This is a genomic window from Mycobacterium pseudokansasii (assembly GCF_900566075.1).
Lineage (GTDB): Bacteria > Actinomycetota > Actinomycetes > Mycobacteriales > Mycobacteriaceae > Mycobacterium > Mycobacterium pseudokansasii.
Map to the genome: position 1 here is coordinate 990,088 of NZ_UPHU01000001.1, position 16,535 is coordinate 1,006,622.

At 67.3% G+C, this 16,535-nt stretch carries 13 protein-coding genes and 1 pseudogene; 7 read left to right on the plus strand and 7 right to left on the minus strand.

Going from position 1 to position 16,535, the window contains the following annotated elements:
- Positions 1 to 96 precede the first annotated feature (96 nt).
- The 6 genes and pseudogenes from mmaA2 to EET10_RS04630 all read right to left on the minus strand — a co-directional run.
- Positions 97 to 960 (minus strand): cyclopropane mycolic acid synthase MmaA2, encoded by an 864-nt coding sequence (gene mmaA2, locus EET10_RS04605; RefSeq protein WP_036398441.1) that lies wholly within the window; start codon positions 958 to 960, stop codon positions 97 to 99.
- 157 nt (positions 961 to 1,117) lie between these two features.
- Positions 1,118 to 1,978 carry a mycolic acid methyltransferase MmaA1 gene (gene mmaA1, locus EET10_RS04610; protein ID WP_036398440.1) on the minus strand — a complete coding sequence of 287 codons (861 nt, stop codon included), beginning with the start codon at positions 1,976 to 1,978 and terminating at the stop codon, positions 1,118 to 1,120.
- A 44-nt stretch (positions 1,979 to 2,022) separates the two neighbouring features.
- A complete protein-coding gene (locus EET10_RS04615) occupies positions 2,023 to 2,931 on the minus strand; it encodes an alpha/beta fold hydrolase (RefSeq protein ID WP_276862797.1) in 909 nt (302 codons plus the stop codon).
- Between the two features lie 44 nt (positions 2,932 to 2,975).
- Positions 2,976 to 4,325, minus strand: a complete 1,350-nt coding sequence (locus tag EET10_RS04620; RefSeq protein ID WP_036398438.1) for an ABC1 kinase family protein — start codon at positions 4,323 to 4,325, stop codon at positions 2,976 to 2,978.
- 159 nt (positions 4,326 to 4,484) lie between these two features.
- Positions 4,485 to 5,078 carry a DinB family protein gene (locus EET10_RS04625; RefSeq protein WP_036399471.1) on the minus strand — a complete coding sequence of 198 codons (594 nt, stop codon included), beginning with the start codon at positions 5,076 to 5,078 and terminating at the stop codon, positions 4,485 to 4,487.
- Between the two features lie 63 nt (positions 5,079 to 5,141).
- Positions 5,142 to 5,585, minus strand: a pseudogene (locus tag EET10_RS04630) (DinB family protein); the annotation flags it as partial.
- A 213-nt stretch (positions 5,586 to 5,798) separates the two neighbouring features.
- Here EET10_RS04630 and EET10_RS04635 point away from each other — a divergent pair.
- The 5 genes from EET10_RS04635 to rplL all read left to right on the plus strand — a co-directional run bounded on the left by EET10_RS04635 (position 5,799) and on the right by rplL (position 12,969).
- Positions 5,799 to 9,986 (plus strand): glycoside hydrolase family 38 N-terminal domain-containing protein, encoded by a 4,188-nt coding sequence (locus EET10_RS04635; protein ID WP_122501932.1) that lies wholly within the window; start codon positions 5,799 to 5,801, stop codon positions 9,984 to 9,986.
- Entirely contained in the window at positions 9,983 to 10,600 is a 618-nt protein-coding gene (locus EET10_RS04640) for a DUF7158 domain-containing protein (protein ID WP_122502742.1), read from the plus strand. The genes EET10_RS04635 and EET10_RS04640 overlap by 4 nt, the downstream gene beginning before the upstream one ends.
- Positions 10,600 to 11,508, plus strand: coding sequence for an ROK family protein (locus tag EET10_RS04645; RefSeq protein ID WP_036398437.1), 909 nt, complete (start codon positions 10,600 to 10,602; stop codon positions 11,506 to 11,508). Before EET10_RS04640 ends, EET10_RS04645 begins: the two co-directional genes overlap by 1 nt.
- Before the next feature lie 450 nt (positions 11,509 to 11,958).
- Positions 11,959 to 12,543, plus strand: coding sequence for a 50S ribosomal protein L10 (gene rplJ, locus EET10_RS04650; RefSeq protein WP_036398436.1), 585 nt, complete (start codon positions 11,959 to 11,961; stop codon positions 12,541 to 12,543).
- Between the two features lie 33 nt (positions 12,544 to 12,576).
- Entirely contained in the window at positions 12,577 to 12,969 is a 393-nt protein-coding gene (gene rplL / locus EET10_RS04655) for a 50S ribosomal protein L7/L12 (protein ID WP_036398434.1), read from the plus strand.
- 47 nt (positions 12,970 to 13,016) lie between these two features.
- Here rplL and EET10_RS04660 read toward each other — a convergent pair whose 3' ends face one another.
- Positions 13,017 to 13,712 carry a TetR/AcrR family transcriptional regulator gene (locus tag EET10_RS04660; RefSeq protein WP_036398430.1) on the minus strand — a complete coding sequence of 232 codons (696 nt, stop codon included), beginning with the start codon at positions 13,710 to 13,712 and terminating at the stop codon, positions 13,017 to 13,019.
- A gap of 82 nt (positions 13,713 to 13,794) precedes the next feature.
- On the opposite strand from EET10_RS04660, the gene EET10_RS04665 reads away from it, so the two are divergent.
- Positions 13,795 to 15,312, plus strand: a complete 1,518-nt coding sequence (locus EET10_RS04665; RefSeq protein ID WP_122501933.1) for a carotenoid oxygenase family protein — start codon at positions 13,795 to 13,797, stop codon at positions 15,310 to 15,312.
- Positions 15,313 to 15,462: 150 nt separating this feature from the next.
- The gene (locus EET10_RS04670; protein WP_023370852.1) at positions 15,463 to 16,473 is read left to right on the plus strand and encodes an ABC transporter ATP-binding protein; all 1,011 of its coding nucleotides are present in this window, start codon (positions 15,463 to 15,465) and stop codon (positions 16,471 to 16,473) included.
- The last annotated feature ends 62 nt before the right edge of the window (positions 16,474 to 16,535 follow it).

Consider the following 16,535-nt stretch of genomic DNA (forward strand, 5'->3'; position numbering starts at 1 on the left):
ATCCACGGCACCCTACACCGGGTAGGGCACATCCATCGCATTGAAAGTCGATGAGACGCCGGTTTTTCCCGACTGGATCTGCGATGGTCGCAGTCACTACTTTTCCAGGGTGAACTGGTTGACGTCGATGTAGCCGATGCGGAACGCATTGGCACAGCCGGTCAGGTACTTCATGTAGCGCTCGTAGACCTCTTCGGACTGGATCGCGATGGCCTCGTCCTGGTGCGCCTGTAGCGCCGCGGCCCACAGGTCCAGGGTCCGCGCGTAGTGGGGCTGCAGCGACTGCCGCCGAGTCAGGGTGAAGCCGGCCTTGCCCGCGTGCTCCTCGACTTTCTCGATCGACGGCAACCGGCCACCGGGGAAGATCTCGGTCACGATGAACTTGATAAAGCGCGCCATCTCGAAGGTCATCGGCATGCCGCGCTCTACGATCTGCGGTCCGGTCAGCCCGGTGATGGTGTGCAGCAGCATCACGCCGTCGGCGGGCAGAACCCGGTGTGCCATGGCGAAGAAGTCGTCGTAGCGGTCGTGGCCGAAGTGCTCGAAGGCGCCGATGGACACGATCCGGTCGACGGGCTCGTCGAACTGTTCCCAGCCCTTCAGTAGCACCGTCCTGGTACGCGGGGTGTCGAGTTCGTCGAAGCTCTTCTGGACGTGGGCGGCCTGGTTCTTCGACAGGGTCAGGCCGATGACGTTGACATCGTACTTTTCGATGGCCCGGCGCATGGTGGCGCCCCAGCCGCAGCCGACGTCGAGCAGCGTCATCCCGGGTTGCAGGCCCAGTTTGCCCAGCGCCAGGTCGATCTTGGCGATCTGGGCCTGTTCCAGGGTCATGTCGTCGCGCTCGAAGTAGGCGCAGCTGTAGGTCTGGGTCGGGTCCAGGAACAGCCGGAAGAACTCGTCGGACAAGTCGTAGTGCGCCTGCACGTCGTCGAAATGCGGCGTCAGTTGTTCAGCCATGACCTTATGAATGCCTTTCCGGGCCAGGACCGGCCCTACGGTGCTCACATAAGATGCACCGAAAAACGCTCCCCCATGTGCTCGGGGAATGTTATCTGATTTGGCGCCGCAGCACTAAATCACGACCGAGTCTGCCCAGGCCAGAGCCGGTGCCGGGCTATTTCGCCAGGGTGAACTGGGCGACGTTGATCAGGCGGCGACGGAACCGCTCGGCGCATCCGGTCAGGTAGTGCATGAAGTTGTCGTAGACCGCTTCGGACTGGATTTCGATGGCACGTTCGCGCGCGTTCGCCAAGTTGGCGGCCCACATGTCCAGGGTCCGGGCGTAATGCTGTTGCATCAATTGGATCTGTTCGACGGAGAAACCCGCGGCCTTCGCGTTGTCGACGATGTCGGGTTCGGAAGGCAGTTCGCCGCCCGGAAAGATCGATTCGCGCAGGAACTTCAGGAATCGGATGTCGCTCATCGTGAGCGCGATGCCCTGTTCGTGCAGCCACCTGCGGTCATAGGTGAAGAGGCTGTGCAGCAGCATCCGCCCGTCGTCGGGCATGATCTCGTATGCGCGTTCGAAGAACGCGCCGTAGCGCTCTTTGTGAAAGGCGTCGAACGCTTCGAAGGAGACGATCCGGTCCACCTTCTCGTCGAACTCTTCCCAGCCCTGCAACCGCGCCTCGGCCCGCCGCTGGGTGGGAATTGCGGCGAGCCGGTCCTGGCTGCGTTGACAGTGGTTCTTGCTCAGCGTCAGGCCGATGACATTGACGTCGTATTTCTCGACCGCCCGGACCAGCGCGCCGCCCCAGCCGCACCCGACGTCCAGCAGCGTCATCCCGGGCTCGAGATTCAACTTGTCCAACGCCAGGTCGAGCTTGGCCAGCTGCGCCTCTTGCAGGCTCATGTCGTCGCGGTCGAAGTAGGCGCAGGTGTAGACCCACGTCGGATCAAGGAAAAGCCCGAAAAAGTCGTCCGAAATGTCGTACGCCGCTTGCGAGTCCTCGTAATACGGTGTCAACTCGGCCACGTGAGACAACCTCCTTTTGCAACCCTACAACCCTCGTTCAAGACTCAGCCGGCCCTGGCAAAGTTGCTCATCAGCACACTGATCACCCCGTCCCACAGCGGTTCGGGCAGATCGTGGCCCATCCTGTCGAACAACACCAGTCGAGCGTCATCGATCGCGCGGGCGACCGCGCGGCCATTGGAAGGCCGCACCATTATGTCCTTTCGGCCGTGGATCACCACGGTCGGCGCCGTGATGCGCCTGTTGTAGTGGAGCAGGCTGCCACTGCCCAGGACCGCGTTGAACTGTCGGCGCACCCCCAGCGGGTCGAAGCTGCGATCGTAGTTCTCGGCCGCGTCGGCCCGGACGCGTTCCTCGGGCAGGCGATAGCCGGGACTGCCCGTGATCCTGGTGACCCGCACGACGTTGTCGACCACTACCTCGCGCGGCGAACCCGGCGGTGGGCCGTTGAGCATGGCCCGCAAGGCGCGTAGTGCCGGCGGCCGCAGGCACGCTCGGTTGTTGCTGGAGAAAATGATCGCCAAGGCCTTTGTCCGCTCCGGGAAGCGTGCCGCGAAGACCTGGGCGATCATGCCGCCCATCGACGCGCCAACGATGTGGGCGTGCTCGATGTCCAGGTGGTCCAGCAGCGCGGCCGCGTCGTCGGTCATGTCCTCCAGCGTGTATGCGGCCTGGCTGCGCAGGCCGAACCAGAAGCGCAGCAGCCGCGAGGGCATCGGCTGGCCGGGGTCGACGTGCTCGGTCCTGCTGGACAGGCCGACGTCGCGGTTGTCGTAACGGATGACTCGCAGACCTTGGGCGACGAGCTTCTCGCAGAAGGCGGTCCGCCACAGGAGCAGTTGGGCACCAAGACCCATGATCAGCAGCACGGGTGGGTCGTCGGGGTCACCCATGTCCTCGTAGTACAACTTCACCTGCCCCGCGACCGCGGTGCCGCTGCGAACTTCCACCAGACCTCCGCTGGACCTCACTGGACTTCGCTGGACCTCACTGGACCTCACTGGATCTCTAAGTCCGACTGATGCTCGCGGCTGACCTCGACCATAAAGTTGGCGAAGTACCCGGTGAGCTGCGGGTCCGACATCATCTGCCACTTGGGCGCCAGCAGCTTCATGTACCGCTCGACGTATAAGAACTGCTTGCCGATCAGCACCAGCTCTCGGGGCAGCTTGACGTCGTAGGCGTCGGCCAGCGCCGACAGCTGCCGGCCGATGTCGGCATATGACATCTCGCCCAGCGATTGCATGGTAAGCGGGGTGGCGAACTTCTCCAGGTCTTCGGCGGCCTGGGCCTCGGGTTTCACGGTCCCGACGGCGCCCATCAACACGACGATCTTGCCGGCGGCGGCATGGTCCTTCTTGACCAGCAGGGCATAGACCAGCTCGCGCAGCAGCCAGCGGGTACGCGGATCGATGCGGCCCATGATCCCGAAGTCGAAGAACACGATGCGGCCCTGGTCGTCGACGTACAGGTTGCCCGCGTGCAGGTCGCCGTGGAACAGCCCGTGGCGCAGCCCGCCCTCGAACACGCTGAACAGCAGCGCCTTGACGAGTTCGGTGCCGTCGAACCCGGCCTTGCGGATGGCGGCGACGTTGTCGATGCGGATACCCTGCACCTTCTCCATCGTCAGCACCCGCTCGCTGGTGAAGTCCCAGTGCACGTGCGGAACCCGGATGTTCTTGCCCAGCGGGGAGGCGTGCAGGTGCGACACCCACGCCTCCATCGACTGTGCCTCGAGCCGGAAGTCCAGCTCTTCGGCCAGGTTGTCGGAGAAGTCGGCAACCACGTCTTGTGCCGAGAGCCGCCGGCCCAGCTTGGCCAACTCCACCGCCTGCGCGAAGCGCTTCAGGATCTGCAGGTCGGCGGCGACCCGCCGGCGGATGCCCGGACGCTGGATCTTGACCACGACGTCCTCGCCGGTCTTCAGGGTCGCGTAGTGCACCTGGGCGATCGATGCTGAGGCGAACGGCTCTTCTTCGAAGGTGGCGAACAGCTTGGCCGGCTCGTCGCCGAGCTCCTCGATGAAAAGCCGGTGTACCTCGTCGGTGTCGGCGGGCGGCACCTGGTCCAGCAGGCTGCGGAATTCCCGCGACAACGACTCGCCGAACGCCCCCGGGCTGGAGGCGATGATTTGCCCGAATTTCACATACGTGGGCCCCAGATCGGCGAAGGTCTGCGGGATTTCCTTGATGATCTTCTGGTGCCACGGACCCTTAGCCGGCAGCCTTGTGAGCACCCGAGCGGCGGTGCGGGTGACCTGCCAACCAGTAGTGGCGACCCGGGCCGCTTCGACCGGCAACGGCACCCGGTCGAGCTTGGCCACGTCGCGGTGTTTGGTGGAACTCATCTGTGCAGTGTGCCAAATTGGTGGAGACGACTCACAATTTGCGTGCGCTGCCCTCACTCGCGGCAAAAGCGCGGCCGACGGATGGGCTATGCCTTCGCTGAACGTGTATGTACTGCGAAAATCGGCGCGGATTTTCGCACTGAGTACACGTTCGGCGGTCTATTTGGGTTGCCAGGGTGTCAGCCACGGCTGCGGCCGCCACTTCTCCAGGCCGGCGATCAATTCGTACATGGTGGCCCCGTCGATGCTTTCCCGGACGATGTCGGCGTGCCCGGCGTGGCGCGCCAGTTCGTTGACCACGTGCAAGATGACCCAGCGCACCGACCAGGCTTCGACGTCCTTGGGAAACCAGGGGGCGTCCCGCGGGACCGGCACCGCGGCGTCGAGGTCAGTGGTGTCGACGAGCCGCAGCGATTCCGCGTTCTGCGCGGCAAATGTCTCGAGTAAATCCGCAAGGGTTTCCTCGGGCCGCATCACAAATTCGCCGGCGTGTTCGGCGGTGCGTTGAGCTAACGGCCGCGGATCCTCCTGCGGGGGGTTCGGCGCGGCGGCCACCCGTGCCATCCATACCCTTTGCATACCGGTGACGTGCTTGATCAGACCGCCGATGGACAGCGCGCTGGCCGACGGCGCCGATCGCGCCTGGTCGTCGGTCAGGCCGTAAGACACCGCGAAATAGGCGCTCTGGTGATAGGCCAGGAACTCGCGCAGCGCGCTGCGCTCATCGGTGACTGGAGCGGCAAGGGCCGGCATTGTCAATCCTTTCGGTCGTGCAACTGGTTGTGCGGGTGGTTGTGGAGTTGTGTGCAGTTGGTTGTGCAGGCAAAGGTCTCGCAGACATGCGATCTCAGCGCCGTGATGGATCGCCTCACGGTTGATGTGCAGGATAAATTCACTCAATGCGTACTGGGCGTAGGGTCCTGCCGCCGGACCGCATGGCCGGTTCAGGTCGGTGGCGGACAGCGCACGCACATCCAGTTCGCGTAAGCCTCGTCTAGTTGCCGCAGGGCGGTCGCGGCGTGGGTGGCGTACCGCCACTTCCGGTAGTCCGCCGGCGGACCCCCGGAGTGGTGGTGGTTGCGCAACAGCGAACGCTCCGACGATGACGTGAGCCAGCCGCCAGGCGATGGTGGTGAACGGCGTCGGGCTGGGAGTCGCATACACGAAATCCACCGAGCCGTCCGGATGCATGGTCCAGCAGTCCGGCACCGGCTACCAGAAGTATCCGTCGTCGGTCAGGCCGTCCGGGCGCGGGCGCAGCTGGGTGGGCCAGTGCCAGACTTGCTCGCACGTCGGCGACCACGAGTCGGGTGCTGCAGCTGCTGGGGTTGCTGCAGTCGCGTCGGGTGTGGACAGCGGATGGTGTTGTACTTCGCGAAGGTGGGTGCCGAGTTCGAGGTGCTGGTGCAGGCGGCGGCGGGTGCGATGGGCAAACGTCTTCATCGTGCGGGTACGGCACCGTAGGGTGCGGTCATGCAACTGGTTTCGGCGGCATCGACCGAGCTGTTCGTAGGCCCGCCCGATCAGCCGCTGCAACTGGTACGCGTCGCCGTCGCCGGATGCGCCGAGTCGACACCGCTGCGCATCGACGGTGACGGCCTGAGCGGGGAGACGGTCGTGGCTTCCGGCGAAGAGGTGGTCGAGATCGCGGTCTCGGTGGACCGGCCGGTGGTGGGGGCGCGGCTGCCCGCGCGGGTGCGCGCCGCTGGGGCCGGCCTGGCTTTCGATTTCGTTGTGGCCGAGCCGGGCTGGACCATGTACATGGTCAGCCACTTCCACTACGACCCGGTGTGGTGGAACACCCAGGCCGGCTACACCAGCCAGTGGCGTGAAGACCCGCCGGGGCGAGCCCGACAGGCCAATGGCTTCGAGCTCGTGCGCGCCCATCTCGAGCTGGCGCGCCGCGATCCCGACTACAAGTTCGTGCTCGCCGAAGTCGACTACCTCAAGCCATACTGGGACACCCACCCCGAGGACCGTGCCGACTTGCGCCGGTTCCTCGCCGAGGCCCGTGTCGAGGTGATGGGCGGCACCTATAACGAGCCCAACACCAATCTCACCGGTCCCGAGACGACGATTCGAAACCTGGTTCACGGCAGCGGGTTTCAACGTCACGTGCTGGGTGCCGATCCGGCCACCGCGTGGCAGCTCGACGTGTTCGGCCACGACCCGCAATTTCCCGGGATGGCCGCCGACGCGGGGCTGACGTCCAGTTCGTGGGCTCGTGGGCCACACCATCAATGGGGCCCGGCCCAGGGGGGCTCTGACGGCGGCGGTGTCGACCGGATGCAATTTTCCAGCGAGTTCGAGTGGATTTCGCCGTCGGGCCGCGGATTGCTCACCCACTACATGCCGGCACATTATTCGGCGGGCTGGTGGATGGACTCGTCGAGCTCGCTGGCCGAGGCGGAGGAGGCCGCGTATGCGCTTTTCGACCAGCTCAAGAAGGTTGCGCTGACCCGCAATGTGTTGCTGCCAGTCGGGACCGATTACACCCCGCCGAACAAGTGGGTGACCGAGATCCACCGCCACTGGGCGGCGCGCTACACCTGGCCGCGGTTCGTGTGCGGGCTGCCGCGGGAGTTCTTCGCGGCGGTACGCGCCGAACTCGCCGAGCGCGGTGCCGTGCCGTCGCCGCAGACTCGCGACATGAACCCGATCTACACCGGCAAGGACGTCTCGTACATCGACACCAAGCAAGCGAATCGGGGCGCCGAGAACGCGTTGTTGGACGCCGAACGATTCGCCGTGTTCGCCGCGGTGTTGACCGGCGCCCGGTATCCGCAGGCAGGGTTGGCCAAAGCCTGGGTGCAGTTGGCCTACGGCGCTCACCACGACGCGATCACCGGGTCGGAATCCGACCAGGTTTACCTCGATCTGCTGACCGGCTGGCGTGACGCGTGGGAACTGGGCCGCACCGCCCGCGACAACGCGCTGGCATCGATTTCCGGCCTGGTCGATGCTCCCGAGGGCGCTGTCGTCGTGTGGAACCCGCTGACCCACCGGCGCACCGACATCGTCACGGTGCGGCTCGAAGCGCCGCAGGTCGCCGGGGTGCGGGTCCGTGACTCCGAGGGCGCCGAGGTTCCCGCACTCGTCGAGCACGACGGGCGCACGGTCACCTGGCTGGCGCGGGACGTGCCGTCACTGGGCTGGCGGTGCTACCGACTGGAAACGGCCCACGGCCCGGTCGGCTGGCAACCGGCGTCCGGTGAAGCGATTGCCAACGAGCACTACCGCTTGAGCGTCGATCCCGCGCGCGGCGGAGCGGTGGCCTCGCTGGTGCAGGACGGTCGTCAGCTCATCGCCGACGGCGGGGTGGGCAACGAGCTTGCCGTCTACGAGGAATACCCCGCGCACCCGACGCAGGGTGAGGGTCCCTGGCACCTGCTGCCCAAGGGGCCGGTGGTCTGCTCGTCGGAATCGCCGGCGCAGGTGCGGGCCTACCGGTGCCCGCTGGGCCAGCAGCTGGTGGTGCGCGGCCGGATCGGCACGGTCTTGCGCTACACCCAAACCCTGACCCTATGGAACGGCGTGGCCCGTGTGGACTGCCGCACCACGGTTGACGGGTTCACCGGCGAGGACCGCTTGCTGCGCCTGCGCTGGCCGTGTCCGGTCCCGGGCGCCATGCCGGTCAGCGAGGTGGGCGATGCCGTCGTCGGGCGCGGTTTCGCGCTGCTGCACAGCGCGGGTGAATCGGGGCACCGCTCGGTCGACACAGCAGACCACCCGTGGACGCTGGACAACCCGGCCCACGGCTGGTTCGGCTTGTCGTCGGCGGTGCGGGTCCGCGCCGGCGGTGACGCCGTCCGGGCGGTATCGGTCGCCGAGGTGGTTTCGCCCGGCGAGACGATGTCGGGCCCGATGGCTCGCGAGCTGATGGTCGCGCTGGTTCGCGCCGGCGTCACGGCCACCTGCAGCGGCGCCGATAAACCGCGTTACGGCAACCTCGACGTGGACTCCAACCTGCCGGACACCCGGATCGCGCTGGGCGGGCCCGACCGCAACGTGTTCACCAAGGCGGTGTTGGCCGAGGCCGACCCGGCATACACCGCCGAACTCCAGCGGCAGCTGGCCGAGACCGGCCGGGCCAGGATGTGGGTGCCGGCTGCGGCGCCGTTGCCGGCGGTCTGGGTGCCCGGGGCGGACCTGCGCGCGCCGGGCGCGCTGCCGGTGCTGGTGATTGACGGCCGCGATGACGCCAGCCTCGCCGCGGCGATCACCTCGTTGATCGCCGACCTAGGCGACGCCGAGATCGAGGTCCGTCAACAGGCACCGCCTGCGATGCAACCCTTCGAGGCCCGCACCGTGGCACTGCTCAACCGCGGGGTGCCCAGCTTCGCCGTCGACACCGAGGGCACCTTGCATACCGCGCTGATGCGCTCCTGCACCGGCTGGCCGTCCGGTGTCTGGATCGACGAACCGCGCCGCACCGCGCCCGACGGCTCCAACTTCCAGCTCCAGCACTGGACACACGATTTCGACTACGCCCTGGTCTGCGCTGACGGCGACTGGCGAAGGGCCGGCCTGCCCACGAGCAGCGCGCAGTTCGCGCATCCGCTCATCGCGGTGATCCCGCGAAAATCGGCGGCAAGGCTGCCGTCGGCCGGCTCGTTGCTGCAAGTCGATCCCGCCGATGCGGTCCACCTGAGCGCGCTCAAAGCGGCGGGCAACCCGTTGACGGCCGGCAGCGCCCAGCCCGTCGATCCCGCGGTGGTCGCGCTGCGGCTGGTGGAGACCACCGGGGCCGCCGCCCGCGTCCGGATCGGCTCCGGCGTCGGCAAGGTAGCCGGATTCCGGATGGCCGACCTGCTGGAATCCCCGCAGCAGCGGAAGCGATCAATCGACCTGCACGGCTACCAGGTCGCGACCGTGGTGGCGCGGCTCGACATCAGCGAGACCCCCGGCGACGCCGAACTCGGGCCGCAAGCCGAAACGGCGCAGCCGCTGTATGCCCGTTACTGGCTACACAACCGCGGCCCGGCTCCGCTGGGCGGACTGCCGGCCGTCGCCTACCTTCATCCCCGGCTGGTCAGCGCCGAGGCGGGAAACCAGGTGGTGTTGCGTCTCACCGCCGCCAGCGACTGCAGCGATTCCGCGTTGGGCGGCACGGTGGATGTGGTGTGTCCCGGCGGCTGGTCGGTGGCGCCGGCCCGGCTGCCGTTCACCTTGGCTGCCGGCGAATACCTGGAAGCCGATGTCGTCGTGATGATCCCGGCCGACACGCCGCCGGGGCTGTATCCGGTCCGGGCCCGGCTGGCCGTCACCGACCGGGAGGCGCCGGCCGCGTGGCGGCAGGTGGTGGAGGACGTGTGCGTGCTGGCGGTCGGTACACCTCAGCAGGAGCTGGCCTACCTCGTCGATGGGCCGACAGACATCGACGTGGTCGCCGGCGACTCGGCTCGCATCATCGTCACCCTCGGGAGCCGTGCCGGAGCCGACGTGGCAGTCGAGGCGCACCTGATCAGCCCGTGGGGCACCTGGGAGTGGCTCGGTCCGGCGGTACGAGCTGCTGTCTTGCCCGCGGGCGGCACGGTCGAGCTTGCATTCGACGTAACCCCGCCGCCGTGGCGGGAACCCGGCCAGTGGTGGGCGCTGGTGCGGGTCGGCTGCGCCGGTGGGCTGGTCTACTCGCCGGCGGTGAAGGTGACGGTGACATGAGCGCCGACCCGGTTGCTACCGTCACCGGAGTTCCCGTCCACGTCGGCGACGTCGACGCGCGGGAAGCAGGGTTGCGCAACAGTCCGCGTGCGGCCGCCCTGCCGCCAAGCGGCACCAGCGAGGGACGCCAGCTGCGGCGCTGGCTGACCCAACTGATCGTCACCGAGCGCCTGATTGCCGCCGAGGCGGCGGCGCGCGGACTGACGGCGGCAGCCGCTCCGACCGAGGCCGAGCTGCTGCCGGATGTGGCGGCGCGGCTGGAGATCGGTAGCGTCGCCGCGGCGGTGTTGGCCGACTCGCGCGCGCGGGCCTTGTTCGCCGACGTCACCGCCGAGGTCGTCATCACCGACGACGAGGTGGCCGACTACCATGCGCGCAACCCGCTGCGGTTCGCCCCGCCGCGCCCCGAAGTTCACGGCTGGCGCGCTCCCGCCGTGGCCGGTCCGCCACTGGAGCAGGTGCGGCCGGCGATCGCCGGTCATCTGCTGGCCGCCGCGCGGCGGCGCGCCTTTCGAATCTGGCTGGATGCCCGCCGGGCCGAGGCGGTGCGGCTGGCTCCCGGCTATGAGCATCCCGGTGACCCCCGACAGCCCGACAACACCCACCGCCACTGATGCATACCCTCTGCCTTGACATCGGCGGCACCAAGATCGCTGCCGGCCTGGCTGACCCGGGCGGCTCCCTGGTGCACACCGCCGAACGTCCGACCCCGGCTGCCGAAGGAGCCGAACGGATTTGGGACGTGGTCGCCGCGATGATCGCCGATGCATTACTCGTCGCCGGTGGCGCCGTTCGTGGCGTCGGCATCGCGTCGGCCGGTCCGATCGACCGGCTCAGCGGAACCGTCAGCCCGATCAACATTCCGTCGTGGCGGGGGTTTCCGGTGCGCGACCGGGTTTCGGCGGTGGTGCCCGGCGCGCCGGTGGAGCTCGGCGGCGACGGCGTGTGTATGGCGTTGGGCGAGCACTGGCTCGGCGCGGGACGGGGCGCCCGATTCCTGCTGGGGATGGTGGTGTCCACCGGTGTCGGCGGCGGGTTGGTGCTCAACGGTGCTCCCTATCCCGGCCGCACCGGTAACGCCGGTCACGTCGGTCACGTCGTGGTCGACCAGGATGGTGCGCGGTGTGCGTGCGGTGGCCGCGGTTGCGTGGAGACCATCGCGTCCGGCCCGTCGATGGTGCGTTGGGCCCGCAACAACGGCTGGTCCGCGCCCCGCGGCGCCGGCGCCAAGGAGCTTGCCGAGGCAGCGGTCGCCGGAAATGCATTGGCGCTGGCCGCTTTCCGCCGGAGTGCCACAGCGCTGGCGGCGATGATCGCGTCCGTCGGGGCGGTGTGCGATCTGGACCTCGTGGTCATCGGCGGGGGAGTGGCCAAGTCGGGGCACCTGCTGTTCGACCCGCTGCGGGCGGCGCTGGCCGATCATGCGCGGCTGGATTTCCTGGCCGGGCTGCGGCTGGTGCCGGCCCAGCTCGGTGGTGCGGCCGGGCTGGTCGGCGCGGCCCGGCTGGTGGGGCCCGGCTAGCCCGCGCGCCGTGACGGAGCAGGTTCGGCCATTGCGCGCCCAGTGTCCGTCGAGCGCGAGTCGTTGGCTTCGACTGTGCAACCTGGTCGGAGACGTCGGCGTGTAGCCGCCCGGCATGCTCGTCCGGAGCCGTGGGAGCACACTTGACGCCCCGGTGCGCCGGGTCCACCCGGTTTTGGCTGATCGAACCGGTAACGCTATTGTGGTTGCCGATCCACCGAAGACCGTCGGTCACCGAGCAATCGGTTGAAGGTCCGGGAACAACCCGGCGGCCCACGCAGGAGGACGAGGCATCAGCGCCGGCGCGAGCGTCGGTGCATCAGTTACGCCCCGTGCCGTTCCCTGCGCCGGGGCGTTCGTCGTTCTCAGACGTTCTTTCGACGTTCTTCGACGTTCTTCGACGTTCCGAGGTGGCCGCAGACGCCACGTCGCACACTTCAGGAGGTATGCATGGCCAGGGCTGACAAGGCCACCGCCGTTGCAGACATCGCAGAGCGCTTCAAGGCCTCGACCGCGACCGTCATCACCGAATACCGCGGCTTGACGGTGGCCCACCTGGCTCAGCTGCGCCGATCGCTGGGCGAGTCGGCCACCTACGCCGTGGCCAAGAACACCCTCATCAAGCGAGCGGCATCCGAGGCCGGTATCGACGGCCTCGATGAGCTGTTCGCGGGCCCCACGGCGATCGCGTTCGTCACCGGTGAGCCGGTCGACGCGGCCAAGGCCCTCAAGACCTTCGCCAGGGAACACAAGGCGCTGGTCATCAAGGGCGGCTACATGGACGGCCACCCGTTGACCGTCGCCGAGGTGGAGCGGATCGCCGACCTGGAGTCGCGCGAGGTGCTGCTGGCCAAGCTGGCCGGCGCGATGAAGGGCAACCTCGCCAAGGCCGCCGGGCTGTTCAACGCGCCCGCCTCGCAGGTTGCCCGGTTGGCGGCCGCGCTGCAGGAGAAGCGGGCCGCGGCAGAACCTGCCGCAGACGCGCCGGCTGCCACCCCTGAAACCCCGGCTCCAGAACCGGCATCAGCCGAATAACCCCACTACCCGAAACCAGGAAGGACCCACACCATGGCCAAGCTCTCGACAGACGAACTGCTTGACGCGTTCAAGGAAATGACCCTGTTGGAGCTCTCCGACTTCGTCAAGAAGTTCGAGGAGACCTTCGAGGTCACCGCGGCCGCACCGGTCGCCGTCGCCGCGGCCGGTCCTGCCGCCGGTGGCGCGCCGGCTGAGGCCGCCGAAGAGCAGTCCGAGTTCGACGTGATCCTCGAGGCCGCCGGAGAGAAGAAGATCGGCGTCATCAAGGTTGTCCGCGAGATCGTGTCCGGCCTGGGCCTCAAGGAGGCCAAGGACCTGGTCGACAGCGCGCCCAAGCCGCTGCTCGAAAAGGTTGCCAAGGAGGCCGCCGACGAGGCCAAGGCCAAGCTCGAGGCTGCCGGCGCCACCGTCACCGTCAAGTAAGTCCGCACGCCCAAGCCCCCGGTATCGGAACCGGGGGCATGGTGCGCTCAGCCGAACGCGGAGCGCTGCGACAGCCGCACCCGCTCGGGTGAATCGCCCAGCGCCACAAGCAGGTTCGTGGTCATCGCGGCCAGCACCGGTGGGACCGCCGCGCCCTCCTCGCCGAAGAAACCGGCCAGTTCGAGCATCACGAAGCCGTGGATCAACGCCCAGAACTGGGCGGCAACGGAAACGACCACCTGGTCCGGGATGTCCCCGTCGCCCGTCGAACCCACGGTGATTCGTCCCGCCAGTATCGAGCGGTGCACCGCGCGCACCACGTGCCCGAAGCTGGGGTGGTGCTGCTCGATCTCTACGACCGTCAGCGTCAGGACATCGCGGGCCGGCGCCTTGATGCCGTGGGCGCTGGTACTGCCGAACATCAGCCGATACATGTGCGGTCGTTCGATGGCATAGTGTCGATACGCTGCCCCGACAACCAATAGATCGGCAACGGGATCGGCCGTCGGCACCACCACAGCGAGCGCGGCGTCGAACTGCCGCAATCCCTCCTCGGCCACCGCCGCAATGAGTTCCCGCATGCCGCCGAAATGGGTGTAGACGGACATCGTCGACGTCCCGGCGGCTCCGGACACCTTGCGGGTTTGCAGGGCGTCGGGTCCGTGCTCGTCGAGCAGGGCGACGGCGGCGTGCACCATCTCCTCGCGAACACCGCGAATGCCGTGTTGGGCTTGTTCAGCCATTTCTCGTCATCCCTTGCCATCGTCTCATCGCAGGCGTACGGTCCGAATAACACTGAAATAACGACGTTATAGGAGTTCAGCGGTGACGACAATGCGAACTGCCCAATCCGGGAACCCGTATCTCGAGGGCTTCATGGCGCCGGTGCGCAACGAGGTGACCGCGACCGACCTGAAGGTCACCGGGCAGATCCCGGAGCATCTCGACGGACGGTATCTGCGCAATGGGCCCAACCCGGTCGCCGAGGTCGATCCCGCCGTCTATCACTGGTTCAGCGGTGACGGGATGGTGCACGGGGTCGCCCTTCGTCAAGGGCGGGCCAGCTGGTATCGCAACCGCTGGGTGCGCAGCCTGCCGGTCTGTGCGGCCCTCGGAGAGCCGGCTCCGAGCAGGCTCGATCCCCGGGCGGGGATGTTGTCCCTGGGCGCCAACACCAGCGTGCTGACCCACGCCGGACGCACCCTGGCGCTGGTCGAGGGCGGTGTCGCCAACTACGAACTCACCGAGGACCTCGACACCGTCGGGACATGCGACTTCGGCGGCACCCTGCGCGGCGGCTACACGGCCCATCCGCACCGCGACCCCCGGACCGGCGAACTGCACGCCGTTTCCTATTCCTTCGCCCGCGGAGGGACGGTGCAGTATTCGGTAATCGATACCCGAGGGCGGGCGCGCCGCACCGTTGACATCGAGGTGACCGGATCGCCGATGATGCACGATTTTTCATTGACCGACAACTACGTGGTGGTCTACGACCTGCCGGTGACCTTCGACTCATCGCAGGTGCTGCCCGCGAAAATGCCGCGCTGGCTGAGTTTGCCGGCCCAGCTGGTGATGCAGGCCCTGATCGGTCACGTTCGGGTCCCCGGACCGATCGCCGCGATGATGAACCGCAACCCCAAGCCGTCGGATCGCATGCCGTACGCCTGGAATCGGGACTATCCGGCCCGTATCGGTGTCATGCCGCGGAACGGAACCAATCGGGACGTGCGGTGGTTCGACATTGAGCCCTGCTATGTCTACCACCCCCTCAACGCCTACGCCGAAGCCCGAGACGGGTCCGAGCTGCTGGTGCTCGACGTGGTGCGGTACTCACGGATGTTCGACCGCGATCGGCACGGCCCCGGCGACACGCGTCCATCGCTGGACCGCTGGACCCTCAACCTGGCCACCGGCGCCGTCACCACCGAATGCCGCGACGACCGGCCGCAGGAGTTTCCCCGGATCAACGAGACCTTGCTGGGCGCTCGGCATCGCTTCGGCTACACCCTCGGCGTGGACGGCGGCTACCTGACCGGCGGAACGACGGAAATGTCCACCTCGCTGTACAAGCACGACTACAAGACCGGATCCTGCCAACTCGCCCCGCTGGATGCTGCCCTGCTGATCGGCGAGATGTGCTTCGTCCCGAACCCACCGGGTGCTTCCGGGGAAAGGGCGGAAGACGACGGCATCCTGATGGGGTACGGCTACCACCGCGACCGCGACGAGGGCCAGCTGTTGTTGCTGGACGCCCAGACGTGCGAATTGATCGCCACCGTGCACCTGCCGCAGCGGGTCCCGATGGGCTTCCACGGCAACTGGGCACCGGCGGCTGCTTGAGGCGCCCCGACACCACGCGCCGGCCTCGGCGAGGATTGTTATGTATCCAACCCTGATGTCGCGCCCCAGCGGTGCGCTACAGTGACTCAAGCCACATAAAGTGGCAGGTGGCGGGCATCTTGCAAATGTTGAGCGTCGGAAGGATTTCCCATGGGCGTCGCTATCGAGGTCAACGGACTCACGAAGTCCTTCGGTTCCTCGAGGATCTGGGAGGACGTCACGCTCACGATCCCCGCCGGCGAGGTCAGCGTGTTGCTGGGACCGTCGGGTACCGGCAAGTCGGTGTTCCTGAAGTCCCTCATCGGCCTGCTTCGGCCCGAACGCGGCTCGATCGTCATCGACGGCACCGACATCATCGAATGCTCGGCCAAGGAGCTCTACGAGATCCGGACGTTGTTCGGTGTGCTTTTCCAGGACGGTGCGCTGTTCGGGTCGATGAACCTGTTTGACAACACCGCTTTCCCGCTGCGCGAGCACACCAAGAAAAAAGAAAAAGAGATCCGTGACATCGTCATGGAGAAGCTGGCGCTGGTCGGCTTGGGCGGTGACGAGAAGAAGTTCCCCGGCGAGATCTCCGGCGGTATGCGCAAGCGTGCCGGCCTGGCCCGGGCGCTGGTTCTCGATCCGCAGATCATTCTTTGCGACGAGCCCGACTCAGGTCTAGACCCCGTCCGTACCGCCTACCTGAGCCAGCTGATCATGGACATCAACGCCCAGATCGACGCGACCATCCTCATCGTTACCCACAACATCAACATCGCCCGTACGGTGCCCGACAACATGGGCATGTTGTTCCGCAAGCACCTGGTCATGTTCGGACCCCGCGAAGTGCTGCTGACCAGCGACGAGCCGGTGGTGCGACAGTTCCTCAACGGCCGGCGCATCGGGCCGATCGGCATGTCCGAGGAAAAGGACGAGGCCACCATGGCCGAAGAGCAGGCGCTGCTAGACGCCGGTCACCAGGCGGGCGGCGTCGAGGAGATCGAGGGCGTGCCGCCGCAGATCACCGCGACGCCGGGCATGCCGGAGCGCAAAGCGGTGGCGCGCCGCCAGGCCCGGGTGCGCGCCATGCTGCACACCTTGCCGAAGAAGGCCCAGGAAGCGATCCTCGACGATCTCGAGGGCACACACAAGTATCACGCGAGCGAGTTCGGCGGCTAACCCCGGCGACGCCGGCGGTGAAGCGCCGCAACCCGCGGCGGCGGTGACGGCGGCTGTTTCAG